Source organism: Sinorhizobium fredii USDA 257 (assembly GCF_000265205.3).
GTDB lineage: Bacteria > Pseudomonadota > Alphaproteobacteria > Rhizobiales > Rhizobiaceae > Sinorhizobium > Sinorhizobium fredii_B.
Genome location: NC_018000.1, coordinates 2,021,073 through 2,039,727 on the forward strand (window position 1 = coordinate 2,021,073; position 18,655 = coordinate 2,039,727).

Consider the following 18,655-nt stretch of genomic DNA (forward strand, 5'->3'; position numbering starts at 1 on the left):
GATAGGATCCGGTTCTCCGATTTGAAGAGTCAAGCTCGAACCACAGAGCAAAATGGCAGCAAACCGAAGCATTCTCCCCATAGTCGATCACCGTCGACTGTCACTGTCGCTGAGAACGCTGCAGACAGCGAAGCATCGCGAGGAGCTTCACCCTGCACTGGACGAACTTTGTGTGCGATACGGCGTGTCACACATGACATTCCTTGTGGTTTGCAGCGGCGGCAGATCGGCCTTGTACCCATTCTACTGTACGACCTATCCAGATGCGTGGACCGAGATTTACGTCGACAAGCACTACTTCGACACAGACCCGGTGATTGACGTCGTTAGGTGGGGTTTCATGCCGGTGGACTGGTCCTCGCTCGATCGGCGGCCAGCACAGGTCTACCGTTTGTTTAAGGAAGCGCGTTCGTACGACATCGGCCCCCATGGGTTGTGTCCCGTCGAGTGGTGTAACTCGGCGGTAGCGAAGCCGCTCGGGAGCGCGCCCTCAACAGCGCTGTAGCGAGCGAGCGGCTAGCAGCGGTCATCGATGTTCCCCGGTAGGGTCGGGTTGCTCACACCAACCTGATTCGAAGGAAGCACCGATGACCGATGCCATGATGAACCTGCGCATGCTCGTGGAGAAGACCCCCGACGCCGATATTCTGCGCGAGATGATCGGCTTTGCCGCTGAACGGCTGATGGAGATGGAGGTGGGTGCCTCCACCGGCGCCGGCTATGGCGAGAAGAACCCGTTGCGCACGGCCCAGCGCAACGGATATCGCGACCGGGACTGGGAGACGCGAGCCGGCACCGTCGAGCTGCGCATCCCCAAGCTCAGGAAAGGCACCTACTTCCCTTCGTTCCTGGAGCCGCGGCGCATGGCTGAGAAGGCGCTGACGGCGGTGATCCAGGAGGCTTACATTCAGGGCATCTCGACCCGCTCGGTCGACGACCTGGTCAAGGCCATGGGCATGAGCGGCGTCTCCAAGAGCCAGGTCAGCCGGCTCTGCGAGGAGATCGACGGCAAGGTGAAGGCCTTTCTCGACCGGCCGATCGAGGGCGACTGGCCATATCTGTGGGTCGATGCCACCTACCTGAAGGTGCGCCGCGGCGGCCGCATCGTCTCCGTCGCTGTGATCATCGCCGTCGGCGTCAACACGGACGGCCGGCGCGAGGTGCTGGGCATGGAGGTCGGCACATCGGAAGCCGAGCCGATCTGGACAGAGTTCCTGCGCAAGCTAACTCGGCGTGGCCTGCGCGGCGTCAGGCTCGTCGTTTCCGATGCCCACGAAGGCATCAAGGCGGCGGTTTCCAAAGTTCTGTGCGCCACCTGGCAGCGCTGCAGGGTTCATTTCGCTCGCAACGTGCTGGCGCATGCCGGAAAGAGTGGCCGTCGTGTCGTGTCGGCCTTCATTGCCACCGCCTTCGCCCAGGAGACGGCAGAGGCGGCAAGCCTGCAATGGCGCGCCGTCGCCGACCAGATCCGCCCGAAAGTGCCGAAGCTCGCCGCCATCATGGACGAGGCCGAGCACGACGTCCTCGCCTACATGAGCTTCCCCAAGGAGCACCGCGTCAAGCTACACTCGATCAATCCGATCGAGCGACTCAATGGCGAGATCAAGCGGCGCACCGAGGTCGTTGGCATCTTTCCCAACGACGATGCCATCGTCCGCCTCGTCGGCGCATTGCTGCTTGAACAAAATGACGAGTGGGCCGTGCAGCGGGCTCGCTACATGACACTGGAAACTATTAGCCAGATGAGTGATGATCCGCTCATCAGCCTGCCGGCAGTGGCACGCTGATCAGTCCGGCCTACGCCGGAGAGCACGGCGACCAAAGCCGTCAGTTACACCACTCCAGTGGGCACGATCTTGACGAGCTATTGGCGGGCGAGCAAGGAGTAGCAGCGAATCGCTAAAGGTCGAACGACGTCTCTGATTTTGCGGCCGCGCCGCGTCGCAGCCGTGGTTGAGCAGACTGCAACACAGGACCGCTCAGCACCACGGCGGCTGAATTGTGGGCAGCGAAGCAAGGGCTCACAATCGGCCTGAAGAGCCTGCACCCCTCGGTCCTGAGGCTGATCAGCCCGTTCATCGTCTCATCGCACCAACAAAAGAGGCTCGGGGCGAACGTGCCACCACGAAAGCACTCCGGCGCGAAGATTCGAGAGTTCGCCTGCGCGACCTGAAGAGGGCGCGCGATCGGGAATGGCTGCAACCTATGGCCATCACAACGGATTCCGTCCTTGGCGCAGCGTCGGCGCGTTCCAAGCGCTCCCCAGCCCTCACGTGAAGCGTCTTATGATCCTAAGCAGGCGGTCGCAGGATCTCGCGAGTTGCCTTTGCGGCGCTGTTGCGAGCCCTAAAAGCAAGCCGGACTTTGCGGAATTCGGCGACGCATACCAGACGGAGAGCGGTGCCGGGGCCATCCCGAATGCCAGCGTCTCCCGTGCGATGGCAATGTCCGGCCTGCCGTCTGGCAGGCGCAGCAGCACGGCCAGACCGGCGATAGCCGCCTCCCCGGCACTCGGCGGAAGGCATTTCAGCAAGGCGTCGCGTTGGGCGGAGTAGACGCGCTTCGTGCGCCTCAAATGCCGCATGTAGTGGCCATCGCGCATGAATTCGGCGGTTGCGAGCTGCACCGCCGGCCCCGGAGGCGGCGCAAGACAGGCCGCGACCTCCGCAAAACGCGATGCCAGCGCAGGCGGCGCGACGAGAAAGCCGAGCCGCAGCGCCGGGCTGATGGTCTTGCTGAAGGAGCCGATGTGGACAACGCGCCCGGCGCGATCAAGCGAGGCAAGCGCCGGTGCCGCGCGGCCATTGAGCTGCAATTCACTAAGATAGTCGTCCTCGATGACCCAGGCTTGCGTCTGGGCCGCCCAGTCGAGCAGGCGCAGTCTGCGTGCCAACGACAGGGTGGGCCCCAGCGGCGCCTGCTGCCCCGCTGTCACGACGACCAGCGCTGCATCCGGGGCATGGTGGAAGCCATGGCCGACATCGATTCCATCGGCGTCGATGGGAATCGGCGCGAGCGACAATCGCGCGAGCTCCAGGCCGCGGCGGGTGAACGGGAAGCCGGGATCCTCCATCCAGGCTTTCCGCCCTTCGAGGGCGAGCACGCGCAGTGCCAGTCCGAGTCCGCTGGCGAATCCGCCGGTGATGATGACCTCGGATGGGGAACACTCGATGCCCCGCGCGACGGCAAGATAGCCGGCGATCTCCCGCCGCAGCTCCAATTCGCCGCGCGGGTCGGGATAGATCGCCGGAGCACTCGATTCCGCGCGGACGGCCTGTGAGCGGATCCTGGCAAAGAGTGTCGCAGGAAAGGTTTCCAGCGCCGGCACACCCATCTGAAAGATTGCCGGCCCCGCCGTCATCTCCAGATACCGCTCTAGGAACGAGCCGGGATCGGGTGGCTGCTCGACCCGGGCGATGGCGGCGGGCCGATCCGCAACGCGGGTTCCGCCCGCGCGCGATGCGACGATGAGCTGGGCGGCGGAGAGTTTCTCGTAGGCCGTGCGCACTGTGCCGCGGGCAACGCCGAGCTGGGCCGCGAGATCCAGCCAGGAGGGTAGCCGCGCGCCCGGCGCGAGCACCCCGCTTTCGATCGCGGTGCTGATGCCCTTGCGGATCTGCTCGGTCAGCGGCGTCTTCGCGGACCGGTCGAGTTCCAGTTTCAGCGGCTGGTCCATGCTCTCTTGGTACACGATTTTTGCTGGTTCTTGGTGCTTTTTTTAGAACCAGAAAGCCGTCATTTCTTGGGGGCAAGGAAGAAACGTCATCATGACGATACGCAAAGGAGAACCGTCACATGACCATACGATCTTTGATTAGCGCGACCTGCGCCGCCCTCGCAATCGCCACCGCGATGCCTGCCGCGGCGCATGACCCCGGCGACGTTGTCACGCCCCATTTCGAGCGGGCGATACCCAACATTCCGGGCAAAACGCTGACCGCGCTCATCGTCGACTACCCGCCGGGCGGAACCTCGGCCCCGCACAGGCACGCGGGCTCGTCCTTCATCTTCGCCTACGTCCTCTCCGGAGAAATCGAGTCGAAGGTGAATGACGGCCCGACGCAGATCTACCGCGCCGGCGAGAGCTGGTACGAGCCGCCGGCGGCCAACCACCTCATCAGCCGCAATGCGAGCAAGACCAAGCCCGCAAAGCTGCTCGCGGTCTTCGTCGCCGACAGCGAAGAAAAGGAACTGACCACCAACATCGAGTGAACCGACGTTCGTCGACAAAAACAACTTTAAGGAATCAACCAAGTGAGCAAACGTCTCGACTACAACCAGATCGCGCCACCCGGCATCAAAGCGCTTGGCGGAGTCTACGGCTACATCATGCAGAGCAGCCTCCCCTCGGAGCTGGTCGATCTGGTCTATCTTCGGATCTCGCAGATCAACAACTGCGCCTACTGCCTCGACATGCACACCCGCGACCTTTTGAAAAAAGGGCAGAAGGTCGAGAAAATCGCGCTGGTGCAGGCATGGGCGGAAGCCGGAAATCTCTTCGACGAGCGTGAGCGGGCAGCCCTCGCCTGGGCCGAAACGGTGACACGCGTGGCCGAGACCAACGTGCCGGACGAAGCTTACAAGGCCGCGCATGCCGTGTTCGAGGAGCGCGAACTGGTCGATCTGACGATCGCGATCGGCCTGATGAACACCTACAATCGCCTGGCGATCAGTTTCCGCAAGACGCCACAGGCTGCGCTCGAAAACTAGGACGGGCAAAGCGCCCCAACCAAGGAGTTGGCTATGAAGATCTTTATCGCAGGTGCCACTGGCGCCGTCGGCCTGCCGCTTGTGCGGGCGCTCGCGACGCTTGGCCATCAGGTGACCGGCATGACGCGCCCCGGTCAGGGGCCGGATCGTCTGCGCGAGCTCGGGGCCGAGGTGTCTTTCGCCGATGCCTTCGACCGCGAGGCGGTCCACAGAGCGATCGAGGCGGCAGCGCCGGACGTGGTGATCGATCAGCTCACCTGGCTTCCGGCCAACCCCACCGACATCATCAAGGCGATGCCTGACGATACCCGCCTCCACCGCGAGGGAGGCGCCAATCTCATCGCCGCGGCCGAAAAGCTGGGAGTCCGCCGCTACATCATGCAGTCTCGCGGCTTCTACCTGGACGGGCCGTCAGGAGGGCTTGCGGACGAGACCGCGAGGCTGAGATACGACGCTCCCGGCGAGATCGGCGAGAGCACGCGCACGATCGGCGCCTATGAGGACCGGGTGCTCGCCTCGCCGCTCGATGGCGTCGTGCTCCGTTACGGCTTCTTCTACGGTCCCGGCACCTGGTACCGGCCGGACGGCGCCATTGCGGATCACGCACGCAGGGGCGAGTCGGCAATCATCGGCGACGGCAATGGCGTCTGGTCCTTCGTGCACATTGACGACGCTATCGCCGCGACGGTCGCCTCGGTGACGGCCGAGCCGGGTACCTACAATGTCGTCGACGACGATCCCCTCCCCGTCGCCGAATGGCTGCCGGCCTTCGCCCGGTGGGTCGATGCGCCGGAGCCTCAGCGCGTGAGCGCGGAGGACGCGCTGAAGACGGCGGGCGAGGAAGCGGTCTACTACCACACCCGCCTGACCGGTGCCTCCAATGGCCGGGCGAAGGCTGAACTCGGGTTCGCGCCGCGACCGCTTCTGTGGAAGGGTGCTTGATCGCTGACAGGGGCAACCGGATGAAGTCGGCCCACGCTTTTCGGCTGTTTCGTCGAAAGCGCGGGCTGCTGCCGCTTCCAAAAAAAATGAACTATCATTGGAGGCAGCCAGGCACGGACGTTCGGAGAGAACCATGGCACCGAAATTCGGCAAGGATGAAGACTTGCATGCTTATCGCGAGATGCTGCTGATCCGTCGTTTCGAGGAGAAGGCCGGCCAACTCTATGGCATGAGCCTCATCCGCGGCTTCTGCCACCTCTACATCGGCCAGGAAGCCGTCGTCGTCGGCATGCAGATGGCGACGAAGGAAGGCGACGAGGTGATCACAGGCTACCGCGACCACGGCCACATGCTGGCCTGCGGCATGCACCCGAACGGCGTCATGGCCGAGCTCACCGGACGCCGCGGCGGTCTGTCGAAGGGCAAGGGCGGCTCCATGCACATGTTCTCCAAGGAGAAGCACTTCTACGGAGGCCACGGCATCGTTGGCGCCCAGGTGTCGCTCGGCACCGGCATCGCCTTTGCCAACCGCTACCGAGGAAACGGCAATGTCTGCCTGACCTATTTCGGCGAGGGTGCCGCCAACCAGGGCCAGGTTTACGAGAGCTTCAACATGGCCGCGCTCTGGAAGCTGCCCATCGTCTATGTGATCGAGAACAACCGTTACGCCATGGGTACGGAGATGAGCCGCGCCTCGGCGCAGACCGATTTCTCGAAACGCGGCGTGTCCTTCGCCATTCCCGGCGAGCCGGTCGACGGCATGGATGTCCGCGCCGTCCACGCGGCGGGGCAGAGCGCCATCGAGCATGCCCGCACCGGCAAGGGGCCTTACATCCTCGAGATGCACACCTATCGCTACCGCGGCCACTCCATGTCCGATCCGGCGAAGTACCGCTCGAAGGACGAGGTGACCCGGGTCCGCGAGGAGCAGGATCCCATCGACATCGTACGCCGGCGCCTTCTGGAGGATTGGAAGCTGACGGAGGACGAGCTGAAGGCCATGGACAGCAAGGTGCGCGAGACGTCAACGAGGCGTCCGATTTTGCCACGAATGATCCCGAGCCCGACCCGTCGGAACTCTATACGGAAATTCTGCTCTAAGTTCTTCCGAAAGTAATACGGGCCGGGACCAGACCAACCGAGCCGGCCGCGCTGGCCCTCAAGGATTCCAGGCCGACAGGAAAATCAGGTCAGGATACGCTGGAGCAGTACGCGAGGCCGTTTGCTGAATGAGCGAGTTTCTCACGAGCATATCAGGCATTGTCCCCGTCGCCGCCGGCTTGGAGATCTGGGCGAGTATGGCTTTGATCGCGGCGCTGGGATTTGTTCTCGGTTTCGCGATGAACCGCGGCTCGATCTGCACCGTCATCGCCGTGAGGGAGTTGGTATTGGAGAGGAGGCCAGCGCGTTTCATCGCTCTGGTCGAATGTGCCGCCTGGGCCGCCCTCGTCTACGCAACCCTCGAAACGGCACCGATTATGCCAGAGGGCTGGTCGTCACTCGGCTACTTGGTGCCCGCAGCCATTTTGCTTGGAATCGGCTCTTATGTGAACGGCGCTTGCGTGTTCGGGTCTGTTGGGCATCTCGGCAACGGCGAAATCGAATTCGCGTTCACGTTTCTCGGCATCTATGCGGTCGTTTACATTGAATCTCTGCTCGATCTGCTTGCAGATCGGCCGGCGATAGATGCTGCCCCATCGCTTGGGGCGGCCCTTTCGGCGCTTCTACTGCTGGCCATCGTTACTCTCAGGCTTGGAGTGTCACACAAATCCACGTCTCGTTTCCGACGCCTGACGCTGTCGATGGGTGCGGTCGGCATCACTTCTTCGATCCTGGCGGTTCTTGCGCCCGGGTTCTCGCTCACCGCATCGTTTGGACCGATCGCTTCGATACCCGTCGCGGGCGCCTTGGTTTCGTTGAGCATGTTCGGCGGCAGCTTCGTCTCCGCGAGACTCAGGAAGCATGGATTCATGCTGAAATGGCCGACAGTGAAGACCATGCTCAAGAGAACGCTCGCGGGCATGCTCATGGGATTGGGTGCGCTGCTCATTCCCGGTGGGAACGACACGCTGCTGCTGATTGGTCTTCCCGCGGGAGCCTGGCAGGCAGCGCTCGCCTACGGGCTGTTCGTTGCGACCCTCGCCGCACTTATTGTCAAACTCGGTTCGATCGCAAAAGCTTGGTCATGACGCTCGACAGAAGACCGCCGCCGCCGTTGGATGGTATTATGACATAGGGCTAAAGTTAGGGAGAGGATCGATGAGTGGCACGTTGCACCCGCTTCTGCAAGAAGCTCTGGAAGCGCATGGCGGGCACGACCGCTGGCGCAAGTTCAGGGGTATTGCCTCGACCATACGGACTGGTGGAAAGTTATGGGAGCTGAAAGGCGCTCCTTTGATCCCTGTGCCGCGGCGCGCAACAAGCGAGTTTCTCCGCCAGTGGACCCGAGTCACTCCGTTTGGAGAACCCGACTGGGCGATGACCTGGACTCCCGAGCATGTGGAGATCACTGCTGGAGATGGCTCGATTGTCGCCGAGCGAAACAACGGGCGTGAAGCGTTCGATCGCAGTTTCAATGGACAATGGGACCCGCTGAACCTCGCCTACTTCAACGGCTATGCCATGTGGACATATCATACGACGCCGTTTGTTTTCGGCGAGCCCGGCTATGAAACACGCGACGTTGCCCCGATCGAGACCGAAGGTGAGAGGCTTCGTGGCATAGCTGTACGTTTCCCCGAGTCCGTGCATAGCCATACGCGGGAACAGCGGTTCTACTTCGGCGTGGATGGATTGCTGCGCCGTCACGACTATACGGTTGATGTGTGGGCGGACACGCCCGCCGCGCACTTCATTTCTGGTTACGTCGACGTAGACGGGCTGAAATACCCGACTCGCCGTAGCGTGTACGCTCTCAAGCCGGATGGCACTCTCGACCGCGATTTCAACGCCGTCACAATCGAGCTGTCGGACTATGCGCTGTTCTGAGTCGACGCTGCCGCAACAACTGTGTTGTTCGCTACGGCTATATTCGAGATCAGTGACAGTGGGAAATCGCTCTTAGAGGGCGTGAGGCCGGTGAACCCGCGGAAGACCGGAGGTACGATGCGAGCCCGGGCCGAACCAGTCACCCAGGAAGAGACCCGCCTGAGCCGCGCACCATCGGCGACGCCGCGGCGGGCGTTCGGAGATCAAGTTTCACCGTGCATTCGATTACCGCCATCCCCTCCCCGGGTCGGCGGCGTCAACCGTTCTGCCGCCGCGAGCAATTGCTGCGCCATACGTTTGGCTTGCCGGGTGGGCTCGGAGACGCGAGTGATTTGCGCAACGGCGACCGCCCCCTGGTGCAGGAGGTTGATCTCGGCCGCGATCCGCTTCGGCTCGGCAAACCGCGCCGCATGGGCGAGTTCCTCCAAATAGGCGAGCGCCAAGCGCTTGTGCATCAAGGAAGCGCGAAACACGGGATCGATCGTGTCCTTGTGCTCTCCCGCCGCGCTCATGAACATGCAGCCGCGAAACTGCTTGTCGCGGACCGTGGTTTCGAGGAAATCGAACGTCGCCAGAAGGCGTTCGACGGGGTCGCTCGTACGCTGCTCGACAAAGGCACGCATAGCAAGGCGATCGTCCTCGTCGCGCCTCTCGAGCGCGGCCAGGATCAGGTCTTCCTTGGTCTCAAAGTGCCGGTACAGCGTCGTTTTGGCCACGCCCGCTTCGGCGATGATCAGATCGATGCCCGTCGCGTTAAAGCCGTGCTGGTTGAAAAGCCGGAGGGCTGTGTCGAGCAAATGGCCACGGATTTCTGAACGACGCATCGCATCCTCAATCGTTTTGAAACAGATCAGTACCGATACATAGCGACACCGAAGACCTGATGCAAGACTCGGGATGCTGTCTTGGGATCTCTGCGCACGAGATTGTGAAGAACTCCGGTCATCCGCCTTCAGGAATATTACGCGGGCAGAAACAAATGGTTATGAGAACTAGCGAGTCCCCGAAACTTCTCAAATCAGAGACGGCGGCGGAGATTTTCCCGAACGCCATTGAAAAACGATACAGATCTGTATACTTTGTTAAAGGAACAATACCGGTCTGTATTGATTTCGGAACAGCCCATGAAAAGCGCAACATGAGGAACGCACCATGTATTTGACCCATATCCTTTCGAAAATTCGCGCCCACCAACGCTATCGCCGGACCCTCCGCACCTTCACGCAATTGAACGATCACCTGCTCGAGGATGTCGGCATTTCCCGCAACGAGATCGACGTCATCGCGCGCCGGCAGTACGACCAATGAACCAAGAGTCTGCGCGACGTCCGACCCACGGACCGTGACGCAGAAGGAGATCGCCTTATGAACACGCATCGCACTAGGGTCCTTATCATTGGGGCCGGACCGGCTGGCTACACGGCCGCCATCTACGCTGCCCGTGCAAACCTGAAGCCGCTCCTCGTAACCGGCCTGCAGGCAGGCGGCCAGCTCACCATCACCACGGATGTCGAGAACTATCCGGGCTTCGCCGAACCCGTTCAGGGACCCTGGCTCATGGAGCAGATGCGACAGCAGGCGGAGAATGTCGGCACCGAGGTGGTGTACGATATCATCACCTCCGTCGACCTCTCCGACCGCCCGTTCCGACTCGAGGGTGACTCCGGCGACACGTACATCGCCGATGCGCTCATCATCGCAACGGGAGCCCAGGCCCGTTGGCTTGGCCTTCCCTCGGAACGGACATTCAATGGATTCGGTGTCTCGGCCTGCGCGACCTGTGACGGATTTTTCTATCGCAACAAGGAGGTGGTCGTGGTCGGCGGTGGCAACACTGCGGTGCAGGAAGCGCTTTACCTGTCGAATCTTGCCTCCAAGGTCACAGTCGTCCATCGCCGTGGTCGTTTCCGTGCGGAGCCAATCCTGCAGGACCGCCTACTCGCTAAACCGAACGTCGAGGTTATCTGGAACCACGTCATCGACGAGGTTGTCGGCGAGCAGGAGCCGAGGAAGTCGGTGACCGGCGTTCGGATCCGTGACGTGAACACGGACGACGTGAAGGAGCTAACCACGCACGGCCTTTTCGTCGCGATCGGACATGATCCAGCGACCGCTTTGTTTCGCGGCCAGCTCGACATGGATGAGGCCGGCTACATCAAGGTCGGCTCCTGGTCGACGAAAACGACCGTCCCCGGGGTGCTGGCTGCCGGCGATGTCATCGACCCGGTATTCCGTCAGGCGATCACCGCTGCAGGCATGGGAAGCATGGCGGCCCTGGAAGCCGAGAAAATCTTGGCCGAGCATTCACCCGATCCGGCCGTCCGGCCGATCGTGCCGCGTGAAGCGGAGATGGTTGGAGCGTAAGTGTAGGGAATCACCCGACCACGCGCCGGCCGCCTGAGGAAGCGCCGACCCGCCCACCCGCAGTTCATCTGCGGAGGACCGCGCTTTCCCAACGCCTTCCGGCTGCCCTTGCATTCGGACGGTGCCAGAGTGACAACCGGTGTCCGGCCGCTGCCAGTGTCTCGCTTGCCGAGATCATGGCCGTTCAACCCAAGCCAAGCGAGACCGATCCATGGACATCAATCAGGTCAGGTACTTTCTCAATCTGGCTGAAACATTGAACTTCACCGAAGCCGCGCGTCGAAGCGGAGTCTCGCAGCCCAGTCTCACGCGGGCAATCCAGCGCCTCGAGGAAGACTTGGGCAGTCCGCTGATCTATCGCGACGGCAAGGACAGCCGCCTAACCGGGCTCGGCCGCGACGTCCAGGCCGAGTTCATGCGGATTGAGCTCGCGCTTAGAAACGTGCGCGAGCATTCCGAAAGCACGGTGCTCGGCCGGCGCCGTATTCTCGATATCGCTGTCGCTCCGACCATCGGCCCTGCCGCATTTGCCGCATTCTTTGACGACGCGCTTGGCGCGCTTCCTTCGGTGAAGATCAACATGCATCAGCTATTGGCCGGCGAAGGCGCGAACGAAGTGCTTTCGGGCAAGTATCACGCCTGTATCCTGCCGCGGGCTCCCCGTCCCAACCCCAAGCTCAACGTCGTGCCGCTCTTTCGCGAGCCGTTCCTCCTCGCCTGCGCGGAGAGCCATCCGCTGGCGGGCAAGGATGTCGTCAGCACCGACGCGATCGCCGCCTATCCCTATGTCGACCGGCTGGCCTGCGAGTTTCACACCGAGATCATCGAGCACCTGATGGACCATGACGCGGTCATGCAGCCGCGCTTCAGTGCCGACCGCGAGGACTGGGTCCAGCAGGTCGTCGCCGAGGGCCGTGCGATCTGCATCATGCCCGAGCGGTCCATCGTCGTGCAGGGCATCGTTACCCGTCCGGTGGAAGGGATTTCCCTGGCGCGCGAACTGGTATTCGTGACGGTCTCCGGCTCCGGCACACCACTCGAGATCCGCAAGATCGCGCAGCTGGCGGCTCGGCGCGACTGGTCGTGAGCGGGTGCTACCGTAGCGCGGCTATGGAATCTATGCACATCCGATATTGGGAATCCTCATGACCGCTCGCCATATTCAGGCAACAAATCCAGCAACGGAGACAAGGGCAATGACCTATAGAAAGACCGACGAAGCGGTCAGCAAGCTTACGCCCGAACAGTATCGGGTGACCCAGCAGAATGGCACCGAACGCCCCTTCACCGGGGAGTATACCGACAACAAGAGGCCGGGAATCTATGTAGACATCGTTTCAGGCGAACCGCTGTTCGCCTCGGCCGACAAGTTCGATTCCGGTTGCGGCTGGCCGAGCTTCACCAAGCCGATCGTACCGGCAAACGTCAACGAACTCAGGGACAACTCGCATGGCATGATCCGCACCGAGGTCCGCTCTGTTCATGGCAACAGCCATCTCGGCCATGTGTTTCCCGACGGCCCTCAGGATCGGGGCGGCCTACGTTACTGCATCAATTCCGCCGCACTGCGGTTCATTCCGCGCGAGGAAATGAAGGCCGAGGGCTACGGCGGCTATATCAACCAGGTGGAGGATATCTGAATGACCAAGAGAGCTGTTTTGGCTGGTGGCTGCTTCTGGGGGATGCAGGACTTGATCCGCAGGCTGCCCGGAGTAATCAAGACCCGCGTGGGCTACACCGGCGGCGACGTGCCGAACGCGACCTACCGCAATCACGGCACCCACGCGGAGGGGATCGAGATCATCTTCAATCCCGAGACGATCAGCTACCGGCGGATTCTGGAGCTGTTCTTCCAGATCCACGATCCGACCACGAGAAACCGCCAGGGCAACGACATCGGTCTCTCCTATCGATCGGCGATCTACTACGTCGACGAAGAGCAGAAGCGAATAGCCGAGGAGACGATCGCGGACGTCGACGCATCGGGCCTTTGGCCGGGCAAGGTCGTGACCGAAGTCGAGCCGGTGGGAGACTTTTGGGAGGCGGAGCCGGAGCACCAGGATTATCTGGAGCGCTATCCCAACGGCTACACCTGCCATTTCCCGCGCCCCAACTGGGTCCTACCCCGGCGGCCGGCCGAGTAAACGGCCCGGAGATTTTCGTGATCTTCGAGCGACTCCGAGGGGCCTTGCGGATACGCCGGGCTCCTCGGAAAAGCACTCGGGCAGTTTCGACACCCCTACCAGGGCTGCGCTGCGCGAGCTACGCTGACCAGCAACTCGAGCGTTGACGACTTCCGCCTAGTCGGCAGCCGTTGCAGATGTAGGATGATTATCCTGCAGCGGAGGGTCGTCACTATGGCATTCAATACGCAACGGCTCCAATTTTCCGGTCATTCCGGCGCGACGCTTAGCGCCCGCCTTGATCTGCCAAATGGGCAATCGCGCGCCTACGCGCTTTTTGCCCATTGCTTCACCTGTTCCAAGGACCTGGCGGCAGCGCGCCGGATTGCAGCGGAGCTTGCGCGTGAAGGCATCGCTGTCCTGCGTCTTGATTTCACGGGGCTGGGATCCAGCGAAGGCGAATTCGCTTCGACGAATTTCTCGTCCAACATTGCCGACCTTCTTTCAGCCGCCGACTATTTACGCCACCATTATCAGGCACCAGCGTTGCTGATCGGCCACTCGCTCGGCGGCGCAGCGGTCCTCGCCGTCGCCGGGGACATTCCGGAAGTGCGCGCCGTAGCCACCATCGGCGCGCCGGCTGATGTCGGCCACGTGTTGAAGAACTTCGGAGCGAGCCTCGAGGAGATTGAGAAGAACGGAGAGGCCGACGTCGATCTCGCCGGGCGCACGTTCCTTATCAGAAAGCAATTTGTCGAGGACACGCGTGCGCACCGCATCAAGGATGCTGTTGGGAGGCTGAGAAAGCCGCTCCTCGTCCTTCACGCGCCGCTGGACCATACGGTCGGGATCGAGAACGCCACGGAAATCTTCGTCGCGGCCAGGCATCCGAAAAGCTTCATCTCGCTGGATAAGGCCGACCACCTGCTCACCGACCCTGAGGACGCGGCCTTTGCCGGACGGATCATTTCGGAATGGCTGACACGCTATCTTGACGCCGACACGCCGCAAGGCGCGGGGCCGATCGAACATGTCCGCGTGAGGGAAACGGGCGAAGGCAAGTTTCAAAACGCGGTTCAGGCCGGCGGGCATCGGCTGTTCGCCGATGAACCCGAAAGCGTAGGCGGGCTCGATTCCGGACCATCGCCCTACGACTTCCTGGCGATTGCACTTGGCGCCTGCACCTCGATGACGCTGCGCCTCTATGCCGGCCACAAGCAGCTGAAGCTCGGACGCATCGGCGTCGACGTCTCGCATACCAAGATCCATGCCAAGGATTGCGAGGAGTGCACCGAGACGGAACGTGGCGACAGCGGCAAAATCGACCGTTTCGAACGCGTCATTTCCATCGAAGGCGAGGTCTCGGAGGAGCTTCGCGAGAAGATCGTCGAAATCGCCGGCAAGTGCCCGGTCCATCGCACGCTTGAAACAGTGGCAAAGATAAAAACGGTCGTGAAGTAAGGCGCCTAAGTGACAGGACGATAGCACCAACTTCGATGATCTCTTGGGCCGAGCATGTCGCGCGCGTCTCGACGACGATGCAAAAGCCAAAAAACGGCTCCTGTTTGGAATTTCTGGCGTTCCGCTCTTTTCGAAGAGTCGGCTTCTGGCGCGCATTGCTGTCAGCCAGCAAGTTGCCCACCGCTTTCGCTCACGGCCCGACTGAGACGATCGGAAGCCGGCAAGATGCTGCCCCGCCCGGGATGTCGACTCCTATCCCTCGCCTTGAATGGGTCGACCTGTCGACGGTGCATTTGTCGCTCCTACCGCAGCTTCGCGGCAATGCGGGCGCTGCGTTGGATGTGATTTCATCTCCGATGCCAGTTCTTGTCATTGATCCTGCGCGCAGCAGGTCACTCGTGCGCAAGCAATGTCTTTCCCGATGCAAATTGGCGATCGTAGAAAATCCGCACTGACAGAACAACGCCGGCGATCAGCACAACCACCCCAGCCACTTCGATCGTGGTTGGCCAGCGGGCATGTACGACAAGTCCTCCGATGACACCGAAGGCAGTTTCCGAGACGATCAATTGCGCGGCCAAGGCAACCGGCAGGCTCCGTGATGCAATGTTCCAGGCCCAGACGCCGCCTACGGTTGCCAGCAGCGCGAGGGACACACCCCAAGCATATAGGCTGCCAGCGGCACTCCAGCCGAATCCCAATGTTGGAAGCTGGAAGAGGTCCATCGCGGCACCGACAGGATAAAACGCCAGCATCAAGACGCCGCCTCCGACCAGTATCAGCGCTGACCACACACCGGAGGGCATTTCTGGCCGGGCGGCGAGTGCAGCCTGATTGGCAAGGGCGAACCAGACCCAAAGTCCCACGGCAGCGAGAGATAACGGCACGCCAATCCACACTGATTGGACAGAGTTCAATCCTCCGGCCGTGAATGCCGTGCCATTGACAAGAACCAGGCCGACCAGCACCAGCGCCAAAGGCATCATAAGTAATCGCCATGGCATTGATCCCTGGCGCTGATTACCGATGACCATCAATACGATCGGGACCAGACCGAGAAAGGCGGGAGCGATGACTGGGCCGGCAAAGATGGCCGCTCCCGTCACTGCCAGGAAGTAGCCGACATATCCGACGAAGGCGAGCCAGATGGCTTGCAGGCAGTTTTCAAGCGTGAGGTGGCGCATGACGCCCTTCTCGGAAACCATGATGTAAAGCCCGACGAGCGAAGAAACGACGTGCCGGACTAGCGCAAAATCAAAGGTGGAATAGTTACCGATGATGAACGGCACAACGAAGTTGAGCGAAAAGGCAAAGGCCGCAAAGAGAGCGGCTGACACGCCAACATAAAAGACCCTGTTCATAGGGGCATCCCTTTGAAGTTGCGTCACTGGAAATTTGCTTGCGGTGACCCTGGCGGCTTTGGTTAGCAATCAAGCGAGACCCTTGATGAGGAAAATTACCGGCCGCGAGCCTGTGGCGGTACTCAGCGAAAATGAGAACCATCCTCTCGATGCGCACCGATCGGACCATGATCCGGATACGATTCACCAGACGGCTGCGCCTATTCAGCAGAACTGATTTCTCATATCCTCAACATCGAGGCTTCCAATCGTAGGGACGTTATGGATCGGCTTGATGCAATGCGGGTTCTGCTTGCGGTGGTTGACGCCGGGAGCTTGTCGGCGGGCAGCCGGAAGCTGAATGCGCCGCTGCCGAGCGTCAGCCGCAAGGTCGCCGATCTGGAGCGATATCTCGGCGCAAACCTCATCATCCGAACAAGCCGCAACCTGCAGCTTACCGACGCCGGTCGCGACTATGTCGATGCGGCACGCAAGATCATCGCCGATCTGGAGGAGGTCGAACGCAGGGCCTCAGGCGAATATCAAACGCCACGGGGACTGCTCACCATCACGATGCCTATCGAGTTTGGCCACCGGTACGTTCTGCCGATCGCACTCGACTTCATGAACGAGCATCCGGAGGTGACTTTGAACCTCCTGTCCCTCGACCGTTCTGTTCATCTCGCCAACGAGCAGGTCGACGTCGCCATCCGACTTGGCGAGTTGGCCGACAGTTCGCTCTACGCCGTCAAGGCCGGCGAGTTCCGCCTGTTGACCTGCGCAAGCCCGGCCTATCTGGAACGGCATGGCGTTCCCCAACATCCCACCGAGCTCACCAATCATGACGGAATCATGTTCCACAACCGGTCGTTCTTCTGGAGTTTCGAGGTCGACGGGAAGTCTGTCGAGGCGATGCCACGCAGCCGGATCGAGGTCAACACGGCGGCCAGTTGCGTCGCAGCCGCGCGAAATGGAGCCGGGATCGCCCGCCTCTTCGACTACCAGGTTCCGGAGGAAGTGTCCTCGGGCGCGCTCGTGCAGATCTTGAGGGATTACGGCGGTAGGCCCAAGCCGATCCACATTGTCTACTCGCGTCAGGGGCTACTCGCTCTCAAAGTGCGTGCCTTCATCGATTGGACGCTCCCCCGGCTTCGCGCGGCTTGCAGCAATTATTGCGATGTGCGGTCATCGGAATGAAGCGCGCATCTCCTCGACCGTCCTCTCCAACTTCTGGAGATGCGGGTAATGGCCGGTGTCAGGGAGAATTGAAACTTCGGCCCCGAGCCGTTCGGCGAGTTCTACCCCCATTTCCTTCCTGATGTAGAGATCCTTCTCGCCCCATACCACCTTTACAGGGGTCCTTAGCTTGTCCAGATTGGCTTCGAAATACTGCTGGTCCCTGGTGAAATGCGTGTAATAGCTCGCAAAGGCGTCAGCTGTCGTCAGCGCGCCATAGGACCAGCCACGCGCCATGTCGCTCCGAACCCGGCGGAGAGCTCGAACTGCACCTCCTTCGCCAGCCCTCTCCTGAAGGCGTTCTCGAGAATGTCCGCGCGGTTCTTGTTGAGCTGCTCCCGTGCCTGAGCCGCTGACCGCCTATCCTTCAGCTTCTGCAGGCTCTCATACATGTAATGCGGCCGATCGAAGGGCGCGAAGTCGCCGACGATAATGGTTCGTGCAATGTCGGGCTTCTCCAAGCTCAGCAGCAGCGCCGGCAGGGCTCCGATGTCCGTGGCATAGATCGTAAGCTTGGACCGGTCGATGTGAGCCTTCTCGATGTAGCCGTCAAGGACACGTGCATAATCCATCGGCGCATAAGAAAAGCGGTCCGTCGTCGGCCGCGACGAGAACCCGAAGCCGGGCCAATCGAAAGCGTGGACCTCGTAATCATCGGCGAGAGCCAGGGAAACTTCCTTCCAGGCATAGATCGTTTCCGGGAAGCCATGCAGGAAGAGGACGGTCCCCTTCGGGTCGAGACTATGAACGACCGACCTTCTCAGTGTGATGTCGTTGTCGATCTGAATGAAGCTGATATCCGCTTTCGGTTGATGCGAGCGGTCCTCGGCATATGTCACGGTCGCGATAGAGGAAATGATCGCTGCGGCGGCAAACAGCCGTCGAAGGGTGGCCATTGTCATGTCAGTAGCTCCAGCTTCGTCGCGTCAACGGACAACGCGGTCGACCTGCGCCTGAAGGCGCGGGCCGACCAGCAGGATGACGGGGACGACGATGAGGTAGGCGATGCTCCACGAGCGGAGCCATGTCAGGACGAACCCCCTCGAGAAGCCCAGGTTGAGCGCGAGCAATGTGAAAGAGATCAACCCTGTCGTTACGATACCCATCGACAAGGCGAAGGCGATCTTGCGTTTGAAATGCGTGTCCATGTCGGTCTCCCCGGTTCGAGGTGAAATGGGGATCGCCTCAGGGGTTACGATCCCGGATTCTGGCTTCGAAGATCGCGCAACGTCGGCACCGGCGGTAGCGGGGGAACCTGAGAGGCAGCTTCTTGAATCCGGCAAGTTCTCAATTGCGAGGAAACCGTTAGACCGATCGCGAAGGGGCACCCGTCAATGTCGGCGCGGCACGATCACGGGAGGATCTGCGCCACGCGCTTGAAGCCCTTCGGGAAATCCTGACAAGCGGCCGCCGGCTGTTCGACACGATGATCTGATCACGCAGCAGCGCGACCGACACGATATCATCATCATTGGCGCTGGCGTCATTGGC

General features: G+C 61.4%; 17 protein-coding genes and 3 pseudogenes. 15 read left to right on the forward strand and 5 right to left on the reverse strand.

Annotation, left to right across the window (positions count from 1 at the left end; translation table 11 throughout):
* Positions 1-79: 79 nt before the first annotated feature.
* Positions 80-436, forward strand: a pseudogene (locus USDA257_RS09290) (autoinducer binding domain-containing protein); the annotation flags it as partial.
* Between the two features lie 151 nt (positions 437-587).
* Positions 588-1,787, forward strand: a complete 1,200-nt coding sequence (locus USDA257_RS09295; RefSeq protein ID WP_014761859.1) for an IS256 family transposase — start codon at positions 588-590, stop codon at positions 1,785-1,787.
* Between the two features lie 482 nt (positions 1,788-2,269).
* Here USDA257_RS09295 and pdxR read toward each other — a convergent pair whose 3' ends face one another.
* Positions 2,270-3,676, reverse strand: a complete 1,407-nt coding sequence (gene pdxR, locus USDA257_RS09300; protein ID WP_014762671.1) for a MocR-like pyridoxine biosynthesis transcription factor PdxR — start codon at positions 3,674-3,676, stop codon at positions 2,270-2,272.
* Between the two features lie 119 nt (positions 3,677-3,795).
* Between pdxR and USDA257_RS09305 the strand changes: the two genes are divergently transcribed.
* From USDA257_RS09305 to USDA257_RS33710, 6 genes and pseudogenes are all read left to right on the forward strand, one after another.
* Entirely contained in the window at positions 3,796-4,212 is a 417-nt protein-coding gene (locus USDA257_RS09305; protein ID WP_014762672.1) for a cupin domain-containing protein, read from the forward strand.
* A gap of 42 nt (positions 4,213-4,254) precedes the next feature.
* Positions 4,255-4,710, forward strand: coding sequence for a carboxymuconolactone decarboxylase family protein (locus tag USDA257_RS09310; RefSeq protein WP_014762673.1), 456 nt, complete (start codon positions 4,255-4,257; stop codon positions 4,708-4,710).
* Positions 4,711-4,743: 33 nt separating this feature from the next.
* Complete coding sequence (locus USDA257_RS09315; protein WP_014762674.1) at positions 4,744-5,652, forward strand: NAD-dependent epimerase/dehydratase family protein; 909 nt, start codon at positions 4,744-4,746, stop codon at positions 5,650-5,652.
* Positions 5,653-5,785: 133 nt separating this feature from the next.
* Positions 5,786-6,753 (forward strand): annotated as a pseudogene (gene pdhA, locus USDA257_RS09320) (pyruvate dehydrogenase (acetyl-transferring) E1 component subunit alpha).
* Between the two features lie 128 nt (positions 6,754-6,881).
* Positions 6,882-7,841 (forward strand): YeeE/YedE thiosulfate transporter family protein, encoded by a 960-nt coding sequence (locus tag USDA257_RS09325; protein ID WP_041414039.1) that lies wholly within the window; start codon positions 6,882-6,884, stop codon positions 7,839-7,841.
* A 70-nt stretch (positions 7,842-7,911) separates the two neighbouring features.
* Positions 7,912-8,640, forward strand: a complete 729-nt coding sequence (locus USDA257_RS33710; protein ID WP_014762677.1) for a hypothetical protein — start codon at positions 7,912-7,914, stop codon at positions 8,638-8,640.
* Positions 8,641-8,843: 203 nt separating this feature from the next.
* Here the strand turns inward: USDA257_RS33710 and USDA257_RS09335 are convergent, their stop codons facing one another.
* Complete coding sequence (locus USDA257_RS09335) at positions 8,844-9,464, reverse strand: TetR/AcrR family transcriptional regulator (RefSeq protein WP_014762678.1); 621 nt, start codon at positions 9,462-9,464, stop codon at positions 8,844-8,846.
* A gap of 328 nt (positions 9,465-9,792) precedes the next feature.
* On the opposite strand from USDA257_RS09335, the gene USDA257_RS33720 reads away from it, so the two are divergent.
* The 6 genes from USDA257_RS33720 to USDA257_RS09360 all read left to right on the forward strand — a co-directional run bounded on the left by USDA257_RS33720 (position 9,793) and on the right by USDA257_RS09360 (position 14,588).
* Positions 9,793-9,948, forward strand: coding sequence for a DUF1127 domain-containing protein (locus USDA257_RS33720; RefSeq protein WP_014762679.1), 156 nt, complete (start codon positions 9,793-9,795; stop codon positions 9,946-9,948).
* Positions 9,949-10,005: 57 nt separating this feature from the next.
* The gene (gene trxB / locus USDA257_RS09340; RefSeq protein ID WP_014762680.1) at positions 10,006-11,004 is read left to right on the forward strand and encodes a thioredoxin-disulfide reductase; all 999 of its coding nucleotides are present in this window, start codon (positions 10,006-10,008) and stop codon (positions 11,002-11,004) included.
* A 211-nt stretch (positions 11,005-11,215) separates the two neighbouring features.
* The gene (locus tag USDA257_RS09345; protein ID WP_014762681.1) at positions 11,216-12,091 is read left to right on the forward strand and encodes a LysR family transcriptional regulator; all 876 of its coding nucleotides are present in this window, start codon (positions 11,216-11,218) and stop codon (positions 12,089-12,091) included.
* A 109-nt stretch (positions 12,092-12,200) separates the two neighbouring features.
* A complete protein-coding gene (gene msrB, locus USDA257_RS09350; protein ID WP_041414040.1) occupies positions 12,201-12,644 on the forward strand; it encodes a peptide-methionine (R)-S-oxide reductase MsrB in 444 nt (147 codons plus the stop codon).
* Positions 12,645-13,148 carry a peptide-methionine (S)-S-oxide reductase MsrA gene (gene msrA / locus USDA257_RS09355; protein ID WP_014762683.1) on the forward strand — a complete coding sequence of 168 codons (504 nt, stop codon included), beginning with the start codon at positions 12,645-12,647 and terminating at the stop codon, positions 13,146-13,148.
* A gap of 213 nt (positions 13,149-13,361) precedes the next feature.
* On the forward strand, positions 13,362-14,588 hold the full coding sequence (locus USDA257_RS09360; RefSeq protein ID WP_014762684.1) for a bifunctional alpha/beta hydrolase/OsmC family protein: 1,227 nt from the start codon (positions 13,362-13,364) through the stop codon (positions 14,586-14,588).
* A 392-nt stretch (positions 14,589-14,980) separates the two neighbouring features.
* On the opposite strand, the gene USDA257_RS09365 is transcribed toward USDA257_RS09360, so the two are convergent.
* A complete protein-coding gene (locus USDA257_RS09365) occupies positions 14,981-15,949 on the reverse strand; it encodes a DMT family transporter (RefSeq protein WP_014762685.1) in 969 nt (322 codons plus the stop codon).
* A gap of 261 nt (positions 15,950-16,210) precedes the next feature.
* On the opposite strand from USDA257_RS09365, the gene USDA257_RS09370 reads away from it, so the two are divergent.
* Positions 16,211-17,125 (forward strand): LysR family transcriptional regulator, encoded by a 915-nt coding sequence (locus tag USDA257_RS09370; RefSeq protein ID WP_014762687.1) that lies wholly within the window; start codon positions 16,211-16,213, stop codon positions 17,123-17,125.
* Here USDA257_RS09370 and USDA257_RS09375 read toward each other — a convergent pair.
* Both USDA257_RS09375 and USDA257_RS09380 read right to left on the reverse strand, forming a co-directional pair.
* A pseudogene (locus tag USDA257_RS09375) lies at positions 17,114-18,066 on the reverse strand (alpha/beta fold hydrolase). The gene USDA257_RS09370 and the pseudogene USDA257_RS09375 sit on opposite strands and share 12 nt — an antisense overlap.
* Before the next feature lie 24 nt (positions 18,067-18,090).
* A complete protein-coding gene (locus USDA257_RS09380; protein ID WP_014762688.1) occupies positions 18,091-18,312 on the reverse strand; it encodes a DUF2798 domain-containing protein in 222 nt (73 codons plus the stop codon).
* Positions 18,313-18,655: the final 343 nt, after the last annotated feature.

Coding starts and splice junctions, on each gene's coding strand:
- USDA257_RS09295 (WP_014761859.1), top strand. CDS start 588: ATGACCGATGCCATGATGAACCTGCGCATGCTCGTGGAGAAGACCCCC.
- USDA257_RS09365 (WP_014762685.1), bottom strand. CDS start 15,949: ATGAACAGGGTCTTTTATGTTGGCGTGTCAGCCGCTCTCTTTGCGGCC.
- USDA257_RS09315 (WP_014762674.1), top strand. CDS start 4,744: ATGAAGATCTTTATCGCAGGTGCCACTGGCGCCGTCGGCCTGCCGCTT.
- USDA257_RS09380 (WP_014762688.1), bottom strand. CDS start 18,312: ATGGACACGCATTTCAAACGCAAGATCGCCTTCGCCTTGTCGATGGGT.
- USDA257_RS09370 (WP_014762687.1), top strand. CDS start 16,211: ATGGATCGGCTTGATGCAATGCGGGTTCTGCTTGCGGTGGTTGACGCC.
- USDA257_RS09325 (WP_041414039.1), top strand. CDS start 6,882: ATGAGCGAGTTTCTCACGAGCATATCAGGCATTGTCCCCGTCGCCGCC.
- USDA257_RS09345 (WP_014762681.1), top strand. CDS start 11,216: ATGGACATCAATCAGGTCAGGTACTTTCTCAATCTGGCTGAAACATTG.
- trxB (WP_014762680.1), top strand. CDS start 10,006: ATGAACACGCATCGCACTAGGGTCCTTATCATTGGGGCCGGACCGGCT.
- msrA (WP_014762683.1), top strand. CDS start 12,645: ATGACCAAGAGAGCTGTTTTGGCTGGTGGCTGCTTCTGGGGGATGCAG.
- USDA257_RS33710 (WP_014762677.1), top strand. CDS start 7,912: ATGAGTGGCACGTTGCACCCGCTTCTGCAAGAAGCTCTGGAAGCGCAT.
- USDA257_RS09360 (WP_014762684.1), top strand. CDS start 13,362: ATGGCATTCAATACGCAACGGCTCCAATTTTCCGGTCATTCCGGCGCG.
- msrB (WP_041414040.1), top strand. CDS start 12,201: ATGACCTATAGAAAGACCGACGAAGCGGTCAGCAAGCTTACGCCCGAA.
- USDA257_RS09305 (WP_014762672.1), top strand. CDS start 3,796: ATGACCATACGATCTTTGATTAGCGCGACCTGCGCCGCCCTCGCAATC.
- USDA257_RS33720 (WP_014762679.1), top strand. CDS start 9,793: ATGTATTTGACCCATATCCTTTCGAAAATTCGCGCCCACCAACGCTAT.
- pdxR (WP_014762671.1), bottom strand. CDS start 3,676: ATGGACCAGCCGCTGAAACTGGAACTCGACCGGTCCGCGAAGACGCCG.
- USDA257_RS09335 (WP_014762678.1), bottom strand. CDS start 9,464: ATGCGTCGTTCAGAAATCCGTGGCCATTTGCTCGACACAGCCCTCCGG.